This is a genomic window from Bradyrhizobium sp. AUGA SZCCT0169 (assembly GCF_018130085.1).
GTDB lineage: Bacteria > Pseudomonadota > Alphaproteobacteria > Rhizobiales > Xanthobacteraceae > Bradyrhizobium.
In genome coordinates, this window is the sequence record NZ_JAFCMC010000004.1 from 94,176 (window position 1) to 110,627 (window position 16,452).

Consider the following 16,452-nt stretch of genomic DNA (forward strand, 5'->3'; position numbering starts at 1 on the left):
GACTCTTACGCGGTGACCTTGTCGACCACCGCATCGATGCCCATGCGGATCGCGGTGCCGGTGGCAAAGGCAACCACGACGACCGGGATCCAGATGAATCCGCCCGAGACGGAGTCCAGTTCGACAGCATTCAGTTCGCGCGCGTCGGTGTTCAGCTTGGTCATATCAGTCTCTCCCGTTATCGGTGGAAGGACTGTCCCCACCACTCGTAAGAGATTGACAATCCGCAGCGCACCAAGGCCGCTGTGTCGGACGTCACACTCAACCCGGTGCGTGGAACGGGTGTAGCGCGCGGCGCAAACGCCAAAGAATCGTGAAGCCGCTGCGGATTGCGGCGGTGCGGCCTGGGCATTACCTCGCGCAATACGGTTTTGCCGGGAGCGAATATAATGCGCGCTGTTCTGGCCTTGGGCCTTTTGATCGCCCTCTGTGCTTCTGCCAACGCCGCAAAGGTGCAGCACTCCAAACCGCATGCGGGCCAGTCACGCCCGGCCCAACCTGTTGCTGCCACCAGGGGCTATGCCGTTCCCGGTTGGACCGACGCACAGACGCGGTATTGGATGGACAGCTTTCACGGCGGAACGGATTGACGCCGAGCGGCACAACTATCCGCGCATCACCGCATTGGCCTTCTCGGCGGCGGCGGTCATGGCAGTCTTCGCCGATTTCGCGCCCGAGACCACTTCATTCACGCCGATCATGAAGGCGTCCATGATGGGCCGGGATTGCGGATGGAAAAGGATCGCCTTCGCGCGGTCGACGTCGGCATTTTGCAAGTTGGTCAGTGCCGCTGCGGCGGCCTGCGGGCCGAACGCCTTCTTGAATTCCTCGCTCGACCAGGCCGACAGGCGTGTCGTCGCAAGCCCCGCCGCGGCGGTCTGCAGCGAGGTCGCCCTGCTTGTCGCCCACAGCAGAAAAAGGAAAGCGGCCCGCTTGTTTCGCGATTTGGAATTAATGCACGCCTGCCAGTGCGACATGAAGGGGACGGATGCCTGCCCGGGGGCATGCGGAAAGGCCGCAAATTCGGCCTGCTTCGTCACGCGGCTCTTGGCGGGATTGGAGATGTCGGTCGCGAAGTTGCTGCTGTCGATGGCCATGGCCGTCCTTCCCTGAAGGAAGTCGTCCAGCACGTGGTACCATTCATAGCTGCCCACGCCGACCGGCCCGGCCTGGCTGAGCAGCTGTCCGAACATCTCGACGGCCGCGATGGCCTCGGGGCTCGCGAAAGCAGCCTTGTTGTCCTTGACCATGTGTCCTCCATACGAGAACACGAAGCTCATGGCCGGCACGGACGAATTGCCGCCGGCCTGCGCGCGCATGGCAATCCCGGACATCGCGCTGGTCTTGACCGCCTTGGCGGTGGCAAGCAGCGCTTCGAAAGTCTGGGGAATCGGCAGGTTCCTGGCCGTTCGCGCATCGCTGTTGACAAACAAGGTCACCGCCTCGGAGGTGATCGGGATGGCGTAGCGCTCGCGGTCCGACCACAGTGGAAAGGCGCGGGCCGTCTTGAGAAGGTCGTTCTCGTCGTACCATCCAAGATCGGTCAGCGACTTGTCGGAATAATAGGCGTTCAGCGGCTCGAGCCATCCTGCCGAGATGCCCTGGCCATAGGTCGTCCACATGAAGACATCGGGGGTGTTGCTGCCACGGTTGAGCTGTATCGGCAGCGCGCCCAGATAGGCGGTCTCCAACCGGAAGTCGGTAGTGACGATGATACCGGTAAGCTTGGTGAAGTCCCACAACAACGGAGTGATCGCGTTCGACCAGGGATGGATTGCGCCCGCGAGCGAAATCGTCTGCCCCGCAAATTGCTTCCAGTCTATCGCGGCCTTGGCGTAGCTCGCGGCGGCATCCTCTGCAAAACCCCACCGCGGCAGCATGGCGAGCGCCGGCAAGGTGACGCCCGCCGTGCCCAATCCCTTGACGAAGCTCCGCCGGCTGGCCGAGCCTGGACTGCTCGGAAACTTTTCGCCTGGACCCATGTGGTTTGGAGCCATGTGGTTGCTCCTGCCGGGGGATCGGCCTTCACAACAAGCGGGCGGGGCCTTACCCGTGACGTTCTGGCCCCTTGCGTGTAATCTGCACGGTGGAGCTTGCCGGTTCCCGTCGCATCCCGCGGACCGCGGCTATATTTTCATTATAATAGCAATGTTCTGCGTCGGCATCAGAAAATAATCGCTCACGCGAGCATCGAAGACCAGGCCAATGTCAGTCACTCTGAGCCAGTCCTCTCGGTGGTTTGCTCGTCCACTCGCGCTGGTGGTCGCGGTTCTTCTAACTGTGGTTGTCGCGACCGGGTTTCTCGGCTTCAGATATTGGCAGGAGCGACAAGCGGCAGATCTCTTGTTCGAGCGTGGTCGCCAGGTGCTCGAGACGCTTGATCGGCTGCGGACGGTCATCGCCGACGTGGAGGCCCAAAGGCGCGGGTATCTGCTGACTCTGGACCCCTCATATCTCAAGGCCTATGGCGTCTCCGACGAAAGCGTGCGCCGAGACGCCCAGGCGCTCCAGGCTCTGGTAGCGAGCGATCCATTGCAGAACCATCGTGCCGGACATCTGGCGCTGACCGTTGCAGCAAAGCTGCGCGAGATCGACGACATCGTCAATACTGCCCGAACCAGCTCCGGGCCGGCAGCGCTGGCGATGATCCGCAGCCTGGACGAGATCCGGTCGCAAATCGACCAGATGGTGGACCACGAGCGCTTCCTGCGCGTGGATCAGGAGAGGCGCGCCGAGGCACTCGAACGCCGCAAAGCCTGGCTGATCGCTACGGCTGTCGTCGTTGTCGCGGTCCTGGCAGGGGCAGCACTGGCGCTCGCACGGTTCGAAGCGAGGCGCCGGCGAAAAGCGACCGAGGAGAACGTCCAGCTCCAGAGCGATATCGAAGCGCGTGACAGGAAGATCCGGCGCCTGGTCGACGCCAACATCATCGGGATCATCATCTGGGAGGTCGATGGGCGCATTCTTGAGGCCAATGACGAGTTTCTCCGCATGGTGGGATACGACCGGGAGGATCTCACCGCGGGTCGCCTGCACCGGACACAGCTGACGCCGCCGGGCTGGCGCGAGCGCGACGCGCGTACCGTGGCAGAGCTGAAGCGGATCGGGACGGCCCAACCGTTCGAGAAAGAGTATTTGCGGAAAGACGGTAGCCGCGTCCCCGTGCTGATCGGCGGGGCGATGTTCGAAGAAGGTACAAATCAAGGTGTTGGCTTTGTCCTCGATCTGACCGAGCGCAAGCGGGCGGAAGAGGCGCTGCGGCAAAGCGAGGAGCGCTTTCGCACCCTCGTGCAATTCTCCTTCGACGTGTACTGGGAGACCGACGCGCAGCATCGCTTTGTTCACCAGGAGTTCGCCGAGAACCTTGCCGACGCGCCGGCGTGGGGCGCCGAGATCGGAAAGACGCGCTGGGAAGTGCCCTACCTGGAGCCCGACGCAGAGGCCTGGCGCAAGCACCGGCAGACGCTCGATGCCCACCTGCCATTCCGTGATTTTGAGCTCGCGCGCCCTGCCCCCGACGGCAGCAAGCGTTACGTGTCCGTTTCGGGGCTGCCGATGTTTGACGAGTCTGGGCGCTTCGTCGGCTACCGCGGCGTCGGGCGGCACATCACCGAACGCAAGCGGGCCGAAGAAGCCTTGCGCTCCGCGCAGGCAGAACTCACCCACGCCAATCGCGTCGCCACGATGGGGCAGCTGACGGCCTCGGTCGCCCATGAAGTCAGCCAACCGATCGCCGCGACCGTGCTCAACTCCCAGGCCGCCTTGCGCTGGCTAGCCACTCAGCCACCGAACCTCGGCGAGGTTCGGCAGATCCTCGGCCAGATCACGGATGACGGCAAGCGTGCCGGCGAGGTCATCGGCTGGATCCGGGCCCTCATCAAGAAAGCTCCCCCGCGGAAAGAGCGCCTGGAGATCAACCAGGCGATCCATGAGGTCATAGCCCTGACCCGTGGCGAAGCGGTGCAGAACGGCGTCTGGGTGCGGACGCAACTCGCGGAGGGCCTGCCGCTCATTCAAGCGGATCGGGTCCAGCTGCAGCAGGTGATCCTCAACTTGATCATCAACGCCATCGAAGCGATGCACGGCGCCAGCGAGCGGACGCGGGAGTTGCTGATCTCTACTGCCGCAGATGCCCCGAACGGCGTGCTCGTCAGCTTGCGGGATACCGGTCCGGGACTGGATCCGGCGAGCCTCGATCACCTCTTCGACGCATTCTACACCACCAAGTCCAGCGGCCTCGGCATGGGACTAAGCATCTGCCGTTCGATCATCGAAGCGCAAGGGGGACGGATTTGGGCCGACGCCAATAAACCTTGCGGCGCCGCCTTCCATTTCACCCTGCCCTTGGAGCGCGAAGAGACCGCTGCTGCCGAGCACGCCGGCCCAATGCAGGCGGTATGAAATGCTGGTCGGGGGAGCAACGTGTTTTGCGAACCCGCATGCTCGCGCCGGCTTTCTCGCTGCTTATCGTCTAATAGCGTCCGCTCACCGATCTCCCGCATGTCGCTGCGCTCATGTGGGCTACTCGCTGCTCACACATGACGCAGCTTCATTGACAAATCGCTTCGCCCCAAAGTTGCATTCGCCTCCACCCCGTTAACCCCACTTCTTAAGCGCCCGTCCACCATTGCCGGATGGACCCGGCGCTTAACCATTCCGATTAACATCCCCTCAATCCACTCCCGACAATTCTAGCGATCGTAGCGGGGAGAGATTGTCGTGGACGGCTTTTCGTTGAATATCTTTGCCATCGAGTTCATCGGGCTGATGATGGTAGCGCTCTGCCTCGTCGTGCTTGCGCTGCCCTCGGGGCGCCGGCCGTCGAAGCACGCCCGATACGAGTAATTCTTTCCGGCCGGCCGGGCTTCGCCCTGTTGCGCCTAGGCCTCCTTGGCCGGAACCACCGTTTGCAGGGCTCGCCCCAAGCGCGTCCTGCCGCAAAGCGCACGCAGAAAGCGGTGCTTTGCCTCCACTCCAGGGCCAAATTTTGCCCAAAGACCCTTGACATACCAGCGCTTTCGGCGGAACGCCTGTCGAAAGCGTCATGGACTGTTCATGGATCTGATTACCACCACTTCCGACCTTGCGGCTGCCTGCGATCGCCTCTCCAAGCACCCGGTCATCACCGTCGACACGGAGTTCCTCCGGGAGACGACCTACTATCCCCTGCTCTGCGTCGTGCAAATGGCGAGCGCGGACGAAGCCGTCGTGATCGACACGCTGGCGGAGGGCATCGACCTCAAGCCGTTCTTCGAACTGATGGGCAATGAGGCGGTGCTAAAGGTGTTCCACGCCGCGCGCCAGGATATCGAGATCGTCTGGCACCAGTCCGGCACCATTCCGCACCCGATCTTCGACACCCAGGTCGCAGCGATGGTGCTCGGCTATGGCGACAGCATCGCCTATGACGCGCTGGTCGAGCGCATCACCGGCCACCGGCCGGACAAGACGCATCGCTTCACTGACTGGTCGCGCCGGCCCCTGACCACAGACCAGATGCACTACGCGGTCTCCGACGTCACCCATCTGCGCGACGTGTTCGCTGCACTCGATGCCGATTTGAAGAAGCGCGGCCGCAGCGAATGGGTCAGCGAGGAGATGGAAGTCCTCACCTCGCCGAAGACCTATGATTTCCATCCCGAGCGCGCCTGGGAGCGGCTGAAGACGCGGGTGCGCAAGCCCAAGGAATTGGCCGTGCTGATGGAAGTCGCAGCCTGGCGCGAACAGGAAGCGCAAAGCCGCGACGTGCCACGCAGCCGCGTGATGAAGGATGATGCGGTCGGCGACATCGCCACCCATGCGCCGACCTCGCTGGAGCGTCTCGCCAATTTGCGCTCGCTGCCGAAGGGTTTCGACCGCTCCAAATGGGGCAGCGACATCGTCGCCGCCGTACAGCGCGGCATCGCGCGCGATCCTGCGACCTTGCCGAAGCTCGAAAAGCCGCGCGGCAATTCGAATGGCGCTGCGATCGTCGAGCTCCTGAAGGTGCTGCTGCGAATGACCTCGGAGCGTCATGCCGTGGCCAGCAAGGTGATCGCAACCGTCGACGACCTCGAGCAGATCGCGGCCGACGACCAGGCCGACGTCGCCGCGTTGCATGGCTGGCGCCGCGAATTATTCGGCGAGGCGGCGCTGTCGCTGAAGCACGGCAGGCTGGCGCTCGCGATCGAAAAAGGCCGCGTGGTCAGGGTCGATCGGGATAAGGCGGTTTGAGACGCGGCAGCGGGGCCTTATGGTCCGAGACGCGCTTCGCGCTCCTCACCATGAGGGGCTGAGGGATAATCCAGCCCCGTCATGGCCGGGCTTGTCCCGGCCATCCACGTCTTTCCTTTCCAATCCAGCCGAAGAAAAGACGTGGATGCCCGGCACAAGGCCGGGCATGACGGATAGAGCGCGTCTACGAAACTACCACTTGAACTCGACGCCGAACGTGCCCTGGTGCGACTGCATCGCGGCGCGGAATTTGGCGTCGTAGTTGATGTAGAGGCGCGCGGCGTTGGTCAGGCTGAGCGAGGCCGAGGCGCCGGCATCCGCGCCGTACTGGCTTTCGCCGATGCCCTGGAAGGTCACGCTCTGGGCGCCGAGGCTGACCGTCGTGTCGGAGAAATTCTGCACGACGTTGTTGACGAACTTGCCGTAGGCCGACAGGTCCAAAATCTTCTGGTCGAAGATCCAGTAATGCCCGACCTCGGCACCAACAAGCACGCGGAAGCGCTGCACGCTCGCGCCCGTTGCCGTCACCGGATCGAGGCCACCGAACTCCTGGAACGCTCCGGTCTGCGCGCGGACATATTCGACCGCGCCCTTGGGCACGATGCGGTACTGGTCCTTGGACCAGTAATAGCTGATTTCGCTCAGCACGCCGTCGAGCCTGGCGTTGTAGCCGGCGGTCGCGAAACCCAAACCGGTATCGCGGCGCGAATTGATGTTGCCAAAACCGTGCACGATCACGCTGGCCCAGGTCCACGGCCCGGCATCGACGGAGGCGTTGAAGCCGAACTGGGTCAGGTCGATCCTGGCCGACTGCAACGCCAGCGGCACGTCGATGTCGGTGCGGCTCTGGTCGACGGAGAAGCCCACATTGACGCCGGTTGCGATGCGCGCGCCGATGCCGGCTACGCCGCCCCAGGTCTTGCGGGTGTCGCCGACGAAAAACCCGAGCGGACCGTTGTTGGCCGAAATGCCATAGCCCTCGAACCAGGTCCGGTAGCGCGGTGTTTCCGCAGCCTCGGAGGCGCCGCCGCCGCCGGGATTGGTCCGCATCATGCGGCTGAAGCCGCTAGTGGTGCCGAACCGTTCCAGGAAATTGCTGCCGAGATTGGTGATGGTTGATGTCGACGACACCGCTGAGTTGATCATCTGCGGCGTCGGGGACGGCGATGGTGTGGGCGTTGGCGTCGGCGAGGCCGTCGGTGTTGGCGTGGGGGTCGGTGTCGGCCTCAGCTGTGCCTGCGCGGAAGACACACTGAGCGCGAGCACGAACGCGATCGCCGCCAGTCGCGCCAAAGCGCGACCGCCCCCGATCCTCACCGCTCGCGATGCGCAGCGCATCTATTCCATTCCCGAAAAAAGCGCCCGCTCAAAAAAAATGCGCGACAAGCCGGTCAGCATGCCCGGATTTGCGCCCAGTTCGCGCAGAGCGTCAATCGCTTACGGGCCTGACACAGGATTGAATGGAAGCCGTTGTTGTTCGCCGGCCACAGTGCTTTGCACCGGGTGGCACTGGCCTAGTCCTGCGCGGGCCAGATCAGGGTTCCGTCCGGCGCGGCCTGTCCCGAAATCCTGCAGATATCTCCTTCGAGGCGGACCTTGCCGCTGGCGAGCAGCCGCAGCGCCGCGGGATAGATTCGGTGCTCGATGCCGAGGATGCGCTGCGACAGGGTCTCGGCGGTGTCGCCATCGGCCACCGCAACCGCGCCCTGCATCACAATCGGCCCCGCGTCGGTTTCCGGGATCACGAAATGCACAGTGGCGCCTGAAATCTTCACGCCGGTCGTGAGCGCCTGGCCGTGCGGATCGAGGCCGGGAAAGGACGGCAGCAGCGAGGGGTGGATGTTGAGCATCTTGCCATACCAGCGCTGGACGAATTCGGCGGTGAACAGCCGCATGAACCCGCCAAGGCAAATCAGCTCGACATTCTTTTCGTCCAGCGCCCGCTGCAGCACCGCCTCGAAGCCGGCGCGGTCCTTGCCGAACGGCTTGCTCTCGATGACGGTCGTGGGAATGCCGCTCGCAGCAGCCTTTTCCAGGCCACCGGCATCGGCGCGGTTGGAAATCACGGTGACGATTTCCGCCGGGAAATCCGCAAGCTTCGCCGCGTCGATCAGCGCGGCCATGTTCGATCCACGCCCGGAGATCAGAATGGCGACGCGGCGCTTCACGGCGTCACCGCGACAGGTCCAGATGACCGTTATAGACCACGCGGTGCTCGCCTTCCGCCGCGATCACTTCGCCGAGCAGGGCAACGGTATCGCCGCCCTCGGTGAGGATCTCGGTGACCCTGTCGACCGCATCCGGCTTGACGATCGCGACCATGCCGATGCCGCAGTTGAAGGTGCGCAGCAATTCGAGCTCGGCGATGCCGCCCTGCTCGGCCAGCCATTTGAAGACCGGCAACACCGGAAGCCGGGCCAGATCGATGCCGACCCCGAGATGCTTCGGCAGCACGCGCGGAATGTTGTCGGTGAAGCCGCCGCCGGTGATGTGGGCGAGGCCCTTGATGGCGCCGGTTTCGCGGATCGCGCGCAGGCACGACTTCACATAGAGCCGCGTCGGCGCCAGCAGCGCGCCGCCGAGCGTCATGACGGGCGAGAACGGTGCCGGCGCGTCAAAGCCGAGGCCGGCGTTTTCGACGATTTTCCGAACCAGCGAGAAGCCGTTGGAATGCACGCCCGAGGACGCCAAGCCGATCACAGCGTCGCCGATCGCAATATCCGGACGGGGCAGCAGCGTGCCGCGTTCGGCCGCGCCCACCGCAAAACCTGCGAGGTCGTAATCGCCGTCCTTGTAGAGGCCGGGCATTTCCGCGGTCTCGCCGCCGATCAGGGCGCAGCCGGACTCCCGGCAGCCCTCGGCGACGCCGGCCACGATGGCCGCCGCAGCTTCCGGATCGAGCTTGCCGCAGGCGAAATAGTCGAGGAAGAACAGCGGTTCGGCGCCCTGCACCACGAGGTCATTGACCGACATTGCCACCAGGTCGATGCCGATTCCGCCATGCAGGCCGGTCTCGATCGCGATCTTGACCTTGGTGCCGACGCCGTCGGTCGCGGCCACCAGCACCGGGTCCGTGAAGCCGGCTGCCTTGAGGTCGAACAGCCCGCCAAAACCGCCGATTTCGGCGTCGGCGCCGGCGCGGGCGGTGGCGCGCACCATCGGCTTGATGAGATCGACGAGGCGATTGCCCGCATCGATATCGACGCCCGAATCGGCGTAAGTGAGCCCGTTTTTGCGGTCGATCATGCTCAATTCCCGTCAGAAGACGGCTGGTTACGAGGATTTCCGCGATCCTGCAATGGCTCGCAAGGACCGGATGCATATACTATGTAGATAACAACCGGCCTGCCCCGCAAAGGGCCGGATCTGTTACGTAATCAGGGCCGGTAGCCGGGAAGCGACCGAGTTGAATATTCCGAATATCATTACGCTGGGTCGCATCATCCTGGTGCCCATTATCGTCTGGGCGATCGCCTCGAGGCAGATGGAGATCGCATTTGCGATCTTCGTGATTGCCGGCGTCAGCGACGCCGTCGACGGTTTCCTCGCCAAGCGCTTCAATATGACCAGCGAGCTCGGCGCCCTGCTCGACCCCCTCGCCGACAAGGCACTTCTGGTCTCGATCTACGTCTCGCTCGGAATCTGGGGCGCGGTGCCGCTGTGGATCGTGATCCTGGTGGTGTCGCGCGACATCATGATCGTCACCGCCGTGATCGTGTCATGGTTGTTCGACAAGCCTATCCCGATGAAACCCTTGATGGTCTCGAAGCTCAACACGGTGGCGCAGGTGGCGTTCGCCGCCCTGGTGCTGGCGTCGCTCGGCTTCAACTTCAAGCCGACGCCATACGACCTGATCCTGATGGGTTTTGTTACGGTCTTTACTTTGGTTTCCGTCTCCCTCTATCTCGTGGAGTGGGTGCGGCACATGAGTACGATCGAGGCCAAATAGGCGTTTTGTTCGAAGCGTTGTCCTCACGCGAACCGGTACCCACTTCGCTTGAAAACGCCATGGTTCCGGAGACTTGCGTGGCAGTTCGCGTTCAACCCCGTCAGCTTGCCTTTGCGCTGCCGCACGCCGAAAGCCTGACCCGCGACAATTTTCTGGAAGGGCCGGCCAATGAAGCGGGCCTGGCGCTGATCGAACGCTGGCCCGACTGGCCCAACCGCATCATGCTGCTGGTGGGCCCGGAAGGCTCCGGCAAGAGCCATCTCGCCGCGATCTGGGCCGAGCAAGCCGGCGCCCGCTCGATCTCAGCCCATGCCTTGACGCCAACTGCAGTACCCGGCGCGCTTGCGACGGGGGCGCTGGTGGTCGAGGACCTGAAACCGGGGGATTTCGACGAGCGCGCGATGTTCCACCTGATGAATCTGGGGCGGGAAGACGAAGCCTCCATTCTGATGACGGCGCGGATTGCGCCATCGGCCTTCGAGGTCGAGCTGCGCGATCTGCGCTCTCGGCTGCGCGCAGTGCCGACGGTGCCGCTATTGCCGCCCGACGATTTGCTGTTCCGCGGCCTGATCGTCAAATTCTGCGCCGACCGCCAGCTGAGCATCGACGAGACTGTCGTGAGCTATCTCGCCAGCCGGATCGAGCGGTCCTATGCGGCCGCGCGCCAGGCCATCGACCTCTTGGATAGCGAGGCGCTGCGGCTCGGCCGGCCGGTGACCCGGGCGCTGGCGGCCGAACTGCTCCGCAACGCCTGACGGGCGCTACTGCCGCTGCGCGCCATGTCACGCCCCCGCCGCCTTGACGGCAGCGGCCGGCGGAACATCAATGTCATCGAAACGTCATCCAACTATCACATGGTGCGCATGGCATCCGCCTAGATTGGCGCGGCGCTCCAACTGAGATGGATCGAAACTTCATGGACTCGGCGCAAGTTGTTGAAATAAAAGAAAAAGACGTAATTGCCGAAGCGCCGCTGGCGATCGCCACTAGCCCGGAGCGGTTCATCAATCGCGAGCTGTCCTGGCTGCATTTCAATCGCCGGGTGCTTGAGGAAGCCGTCAATCCCGGCCATCCGGTGCTGGAGCGGGTCCGGTTCCTGTCGATTTCAGCCAATAACCTTGATGAATTCTTCATGGTCCGTGTCGCCGGTATCAAGGCGCAGGTCCGTGAAGGTATTGCCGAACGCAGCCCGGATGGCCTGACCCCCTCCGAGCAGCTCGTCCGCATCAACCAGACGGTTTCGGAACTCGCCTCCGACCAGCAGGCGATCTGGAGCGATCTGCGCACCATACTGTCCCAGACCGGCATCATTCTGGTCGACAGCCACGACGTCACCAAGACCGAGCGGAGCTGGATCGAGGATCACTTCCTCCACAACATCTTCCCGCTGCTGACGCCGCTCGCGATCGATCCGGCGCACCCCTTCCCGTTCATCCCGAGCCTTGGTTTCACCATCGCGCTGCATCTGTCGCGGGTCGCCGACGGCAAGCCGATGAACGCGCTGATCCGCATGCCCGGCAAGATCGACCGCTTCATCCGCATGCCCGCGGGCAAGGACGGCGCGGTGCGCCTGATCACGCTGGAACAGGCCACCGGCCTGTTCATCGGCCGCCTGTTCCCCGGCTACACCGTCAAGGGCCAGGGCGCCTTCCGCATCATCCGCGACTCCGAACTGGAAATCGAGGAAGAGGCCGAGGATCTGGTGCGGCTGTTCGAGACCGCCCTGAAGCGGCGGCGGCGCGGATCGGTGATCCGGCTCGAGATCGAAGCCAAGATGCCGGAAGAGCTACGCGCCTTCGTGCAGCAAGCGCTTTCCACCGCCGACGACGAGATTTTCCTGGTCGACGGCGTGCTGGCGATGAACGAACTGTCGCAGCTGACGCGGCTCGACCGGCCTGACCTTGAATTCGTGCCCTATGTGCCGCGCCATCCCGAACGCGTGCGCGACCATGGCGGCGATATCTTCGCTGCGATCCGGCAGAAGGATCTGGTGGTCCATCACCCCTACGAATCCTTCGACGTCGTCGTGCAATTCCTGCAACAGGCCGCGCGCGACCCCGATGTGGTCGCCATCAAGCAGACGCTGTACCGCACCTCGAACAACTCGCCGATCGTGCGCGCGCTGGCCGAAGCCGCCGAAGCCGGCAAGTCGGTGACCGCCTTGATCGAACTGAAGGCGCGGTTCGACGAGGAAGCCAATATCCGCTGGGCGCGCGACCTCGAACGCGCCGGCGTGCAGGTGGTGTACGGCTTCATCGAACTGAAGACCCACGCCAAACTGTCGATGGTGGTGCGCCGCGAGGGCGGCAACCTCACCACCTATGTGCACACCGGTACCGGCAATTATCACCCCGTCACCGCGCGCATCTATACCGACCTGTCCTACTTCACCTCGGACCCGATCATCGGGCGCGATGCGGCGCGGGTGTTCAACTACATCACCGGCTACGCCGAACCCAGCGACATCGAGCGCATGGCGGTGTCGCCGCTGACACTGCGCAACCGCATCATCGAACACATCAAGGGTGAATCCAATTACGCCCGCCACGGCAAGCCTGGCGCGATCTGGATGAAGATGAACTCGCTGGTCGATCCTGATATCATCGATGCGCTGTATGAGGCCTCGCAGGCCGGCGTTTCGATCGAGCTCGTGGTGCGCGGCATCTGCTGCCTGCGGCCCGGGCTGCCCGGACTTTCGGAGAACATCCGCGTCAAATCCATCATCGGCCGGTTCCTCGAACACGGCCGAATCTACTGCTTTGGCATGGGTCAAGGCCTGCCGAGCACAAAAGCTGCTGTGTATATCTCGTCCGCCGACATGATGCCGCGCAACCTGGACCGCCGCGTCGAGGTGCTCTGTCCGCTGCAAAATCCTACGGTGCATCAGCAGGTTCTCGAACAGATCATGGTCGCGAACCTGAAGGATACCGAGCAAAGCTGGCAATTGTTGCCCGATGGGTCTTCAACGCGTATGAAGGCCGCGAAAGGCGAAGAGCCGTTCAATCTGCACAACTACTTCATGACGAATCCGAGTCTGTCAGGCCGTGGAAAGTCTCTCAAGGAATCTTCGCCGCGCCGCCTCACGCGCCGGAATGAGCGTCAGCATTCGTCCTAGCGGGTTGCGTCATATGGGGGATTGGCGGTGAAGCGGCCGCGCAAGCGCGCTAGCAGCGTCGCCGTCATCGATATCGGTTCGAACTCGGTTCGTCTCGTCGTCTATGAAACGATGGCGCGCAGCCTCGTCACGATCTTCAACGAGAAAGCGCTGTGCGGGCTCGGCCGCGAGGTCCAGACCACCGGGCTGCTGGCGACCGACGCCGTCGCCAAGGCGCTGACCGCGCTGCGGCGGTTTCGCGCGTTGTGCAAAATCCAGAAGGTCGGCCGCGTCTATGCGATCGCCACGGCGGCCTGCCGCGACGCCTCCAACGGCCCCGATTTCATCGCCAAGGCCGAGCGCATCTGCGGCGCCACCATTCAGATCCTGTCGGGACCGCGCGAGGCCAAATTGTCGGCGCTCGGCGTCGTCTCCGGCGTGCACAATCCCGACGGCATCGTCGGCGATCTCGGCGGCGGTTCGCTCGAACTGATCGACGTGCACCGCAACCGCGTCCGCAGCGGCGTCACGCTGCCGCTCGGCAGCCTGGCGCTGCAGGATCTGTCGGACAAATCGCTGAAGCGAGCCGAGCGAATCGTCTCCGACGAACTGTCCGACGTCGCCCAGCTCACGGCCGGCCGCGGCCGCACTTTCTATGCGGTCGGCGGCACCTGGCGTGCGCTGGCGCGCATCCACATCATCCAGAGCGACTACCCGCTGCGGGTGATGCACGGCTATTCGATCCCGGCGGCGGACGCGCTCGACTTCGCGCAGCGGCTGCGGCGGCTGGTTGCGGCCAACATGCTGGCCAATATCGAGATGATCTCCGACGCGCGGCGGCCGCTGCTGACCTACGCGGCGCTGGTGCTCGAACACATCATTCGCGTTGCCAAGCCCAAGACCATCGTGTTCTCGACCTTCGGCGTGCGCGAGGGGCTATTGTACGAAAAGCTGCCGCCATCCGAGCGCACCCTCGATGGATTCATCTGCGCCGCGCAGACGCTGAACCAGCTGTTGTCGCGCTCCGCCCGCCATGCCGAAGAACTGGTCTCGTGGACCGATCGTCTGGTCAGGGTCGTCAAGCTGCGCGAAACGCCGGAGGAACGCCGGCTGCGCCACGCCGCATGCCTGCTGTCCGACATCGGCTGGCGGGTGCATCCGGACCATCGCGGCGAAGAGACGCTAAGCCTGATCACCAACGGCAATTTCGGCTCGATCAGTCACCAGGGCCGCGCCTTTGTCGCGCTGTCGGTGTTTTACCGCTACGCGGGTCTCAGCGAGGAAAACGAACCGCCGGCGCGGATCCGCGAACTGGTGCCACCCGCCATGGACGAGCGCGCCAGAATGCTCGGCGCCGCGTTCCGCGTTGCGCATCTGATCTCGGCGGCGCGAACCGGTGTGCTGCCCGCGACGCACTTCCGCAGCCAAGGCCGCAAGCTGATGCTGGTGTTCGAGCACCGGATGGTCGATCTCGTCGCCGACCGGGTCGGCAGCCGTTTCAAGCAACTGGCCCGGCTGGTCGGACGCTCCGGATCGATCGTGCGGCGGTAAAGACAGAACTAGTCTAGAGTCCCTGTCTCATTGCACAACGGCCCCAAGCATGGATGCGATGGATCGCCGAGAGCTCACATCAAAAAAACGCCCGGGAGATTCCCGGGCGTTTCCGTATCGCGATGCCAGCAGTTCACTACGCGTTCCGCTGTGTGAACCCCTACGCCGCCTTGGCGGCGTGCTCGGCGGCGTGTTTTTCCTGGGCGCGTCTGCGCCACGTCGATCCTATCATCAGCACGATCGCGATGCCGATCAGGCCGCACACCACCTCTGCACCATGACCGCCATTGGCGAAGTGCAAGCCGATCGGGCCGAAAACGCGGTCGAGCGAAACGCCGACCGGGCCATCGGAAAGCGTACGCAAATAGGGAACGACGGCAGGATCGGTGGCCATGACCTCGCCGGCGACCCAGCCGAGCAGGCCTGCACCGGCCCACACCAGAGCGGGCATGCGCGTCAGCAGCGCCATGATCAGCGCCGCACCGGCAACGATCAGGGGAACGCTGATCGCAAGGCCGATCACCAGCAGCGGAATGCTGCCATTGGCGGCGGCCGCAACCGCAATCACGTTGTCGAGGCTCATCACGATATCGGCGATCGCCACGATCCGCACGGCGGCCCACAGATGCGCCGCCGCGTGAACGTCGCCCTCGCCTTCATGTTCGGGCACGAGCAGCTTGGCCGCGATGTAGAGCAGCGCCAGGCCGCCGACCAGCTTGAGGAACGGCAGCGCCATCAGCGACACGACGATGCCGGTGAAGATGATGCGCAGCCCAACGGCGACGCCGGCGCCGAGGATCATGCCCCAGAACCGCTGGCGCGGCGGCAGCCCGCGGCACGCCATCGCGATGACGAGCGCATTGTCGCCCGACAGCAGGATGTTGATCCACATGATCTTGCCGAGCGCGACCCAGAAGGCGGGCTGCTGCATCTCGGCCTGGAACTGCGTGAAGAAGGTCGAGATCGTCGCCGGATCGAAAATTTGCAGCACCCAGTTCACAGCATTTCCCCCCGGCGCGTGGCCGCCCTTGGACGGCGCTCGCGCGCCGCTCGTTTTGATTTAGCCGACGATTTCGTTGCCGGAGAAGAACTGCGCGATTTCGATCGCGGCCGTTTCCGTTGCGTCCGAACCATGCACCGAGTTCTCGCCGATCGACTTGGCGTGAACCTTGCGGATGGTGCCCTCGGCCGCCTTCGATGGATCGGTCGCGCCCATCACGTCACGATATTTCAGCACCGCGCCCTCGCCCTCCAGCACCTGCACCACGACCGGGCCCGACGTCATGAAGTCGACCAGTTCGCCGAAGAACGGACGCGCTTTGTGGACCGCGTAGAAGGTCTCGGCCTGGTCGCGCGTCATGCGAATGCGCTTCTGGGCCACGATCCGAAGACCCGCCTTCTCGATCAACGCGTTGACGGCGCCGGTCAGATTGCGCTCGGTCGCGTCGGGTTTGATGATCGAGAAAGTGCGTTCCATCGCCATGATTACGTCCTTACAAAACGCTGATTGAGAGTTGGGGGCTTATATCGGCGCAGTCCTGCGACGGCAAGCGACCAAGCCGCGTTTTTGACGCGATTTCGCTGGTCAGCCCCTGCCGCCCCGGATCGTCATCCGGGCCGGGCCTTCGGCCGAAAGCGCTTCGAG

14 protein-coding genes are annotated in these 16,452 nt (G+C 63.8%); 7 read left to right on the forward strand and 7 right to left on the reverse strand.

The window, feature by feature from the left end; all coding sequences use genetic code 11:
* Positions 1-5: 5 nt before the first annotated feature.
* Together JQ609_RS06060 and JQ609_RS06065 are read right to left on the reverse strand one after the other, a co-directional pair.
* The gene (locus tag JQ609_RS06060) at positions 6-164 is read right to left on the reverse strand and encodes a hypothetical protein (RefSeq protein WP_212272423.1); all 159 of its coding nucleotides are present in this window, start codon (positions 162-164) and stop codon (positions 6-8) included.
* 441 nt (positions 165-605) lie between these two features.
* Positions 606-1,997: an ABC transporter substrate-binding protein gene (locus tag JQ609_RS06065; protein WP_249127700.1), complete on the reverse strand. Its 1,392-nt coding sequence runs from the start codon at positions 1,995-1,997 to the stop codon at positions 606-608.
* A 208-nt stretch (positions 1,998-2,205) separates the two neighbouring features.
* Between JQ609_RS06065 and JQ609_RS06070 the strand changes: the two genes are divergently transcribed.
* The 3 genes from JQ609_RS06070 (at position 2,206) to rnd (ending at position 6,213) form a co-directional block, all read left to right on the forward strand.
* Positions 2,206-4,401, forward strand: a complete 2,196-nt coding sequence (locus JQ609_RS06070) for a PAS domain S-box protein (RefSeq protein WP_212272426.1) — start codon at positions 2,206-2,208, stop codon at positions 4,399-4,401.
* A 318-nt stretch (positions 4,402-4,719) separates the two neighbouring features.
* Entirely contained in the window at positions 4,720-4,845 is a 126-nt protein-coding gene (locus tag JQ609_RS35480; protein ID WP_283813833.1) for a hypothetical protein, read from the forward strand.
* 210 nt (positions 4,846-5,055) lie between these two features.
* Positions 5,056-6,213 carry a ribonuclease D gene (gene rnd, locus JQ609_RS06075; RefSeq protein WP_212272428.1) on the forward strand — a complete coding sequence of 386 codons (1,158 nt, stop codon included), beginning with the start codon at positions 5,056-5,058 and terminating at the stop codon, positions 6,211-6,213.
* Positions 6,214-6,405: 192 nt separating this feature from the next.
* On the opposite strand, the gene JQ609_RS06080 is transcribed toward rnd, so the two are convergent.
* The 3 genes from JQ609_RS06080 to purM all read right to left on the reverse strand — a co-directional run bounded on the left by JQ609_RS06080 (position 6,406) and on the right by purM (position 9,459).
* Entirely contained in the window at positions 6,406-7,359 is a 954-nt protein-coding gene (locus JQ609_RS06080) for an autotransporter outer membrane beta-barrel domain-containing protein (protein WP_312014807.1), read from the reverse strand.
* Positions 7,360-7,727: 368 nt separating this feature from the next.
* Positions 7,728-8,381 (reverse strand): phosphoribosylglycinamide formyltransferase, encoded by a 654-nt coding sequence (purN, locus tag JQ609_RS06085; protein WP_212272432.1) that lies wholly within the window; start codon positions 8,379-8,381, stop codon positions 7,728-7,730.
* Between the two features lie 4 nt (positions 8,382-8,385).
* Entirely contained in the window at positions 8,386-9,459 is a 1,074-nt protein-coding gene (purM, locus tag JQ609_RS06090) for a phosphoribosylformylglycinamidine cyclo-ligase (RefSeq protein ID WP_212272434.1), read from the reverse strand.
* Positions 9,460-9,619: 160 nt separating this feature from the next.
* On the opposite strand from purM, the gene JQ609_RS06095 reads away from it, so the two are divergent.
* The 4 genes from JQ609_RS06095 to ppx all read left to right on the forward strand — a co-directional run bounded on the left by JQ609_RS06095 (position 9,620) and on the right by ppx (position 14,807).
* The gene (locus tag JQ609_RS06095; RefSeq protein ID WP_192740702.1) at positions 9,620-10,162 is read left to right on the forward strand and encodes a CDP-alcohol phosphatidyltransferase family protein; all 543 of its coding nucleotides are present in this window, start codon (positions 9,620-9,622) and stop codon (positions 10,160-10,162) included.
* A 77-nt stretch (positions 10,163-10,239) separates the two neighbouring features.
* Positions 10,240-10,917, forward strand: a complete 678-nt coding sequence (locus tag JQ609_RS06100) for a chromosomal replication initiator DnaA (RefSeq protein ID WP_212208013.1) — start codon at positions 10,240-10,242, stop codon at positions 10,915-10,917.
* A 161-nt stretch (positions 10,918-11,078) separates the two neighbouring features.
* On the forward strand, positions 11,079-13,277 hold the full coding sequence (locus tag JQ609_RS06105) for an RNA degradosome polyphosphate kinase (RefSeq protein WP_212272436.1): 2,199 nt from the start codon (positions 11,079-11,081) through the stop codon (positions 13,275-13,277).
* 27 nt (positions 13,278-13,304) lie between these two features.
* The gene (gene ppx, locus JQ609_RS06110) at positions 13,305-14,807 is read left to right on the forward strand and encodes an exopolyphosphatase (RefSeq protein WP_212208011.1); all 1,503 of its coding nucleotides are present in this window, start codon (positions 13,305-13,307) and stop codon (positions 14,805-14,807) included.
* A 160-nt stretch (positions 14,808-14,967) separates the two neighbouring features.
* Here ppx and JQ609_RS06115 read toward each other — a convergent pair whose 3' ends face one another.
* A complete protein-coding gene (locus JQ609_RS06115; protein ID WP_212208010.1) occupies positions 14,968-15,807 on the reverse strand; it encodes a TerC family protein in 840 nt (279 codons plus the stop codon).
* Between the two features lie 60 nt (positions 15,808-15,867).
* On the reverse strand, positions 15,868-16,290 hold the full coding sequence (gene ndk, locus JQ609_RS06120) for a nucleoside-diphosphate kinase (protein WP_212272445.1): 423 nt from the start codon (positions 16,288-16,290) through the stop codon (positions 15,868-15,870).
* Positions 16,291-16,452: the final 162 nt, after the last annotated feature.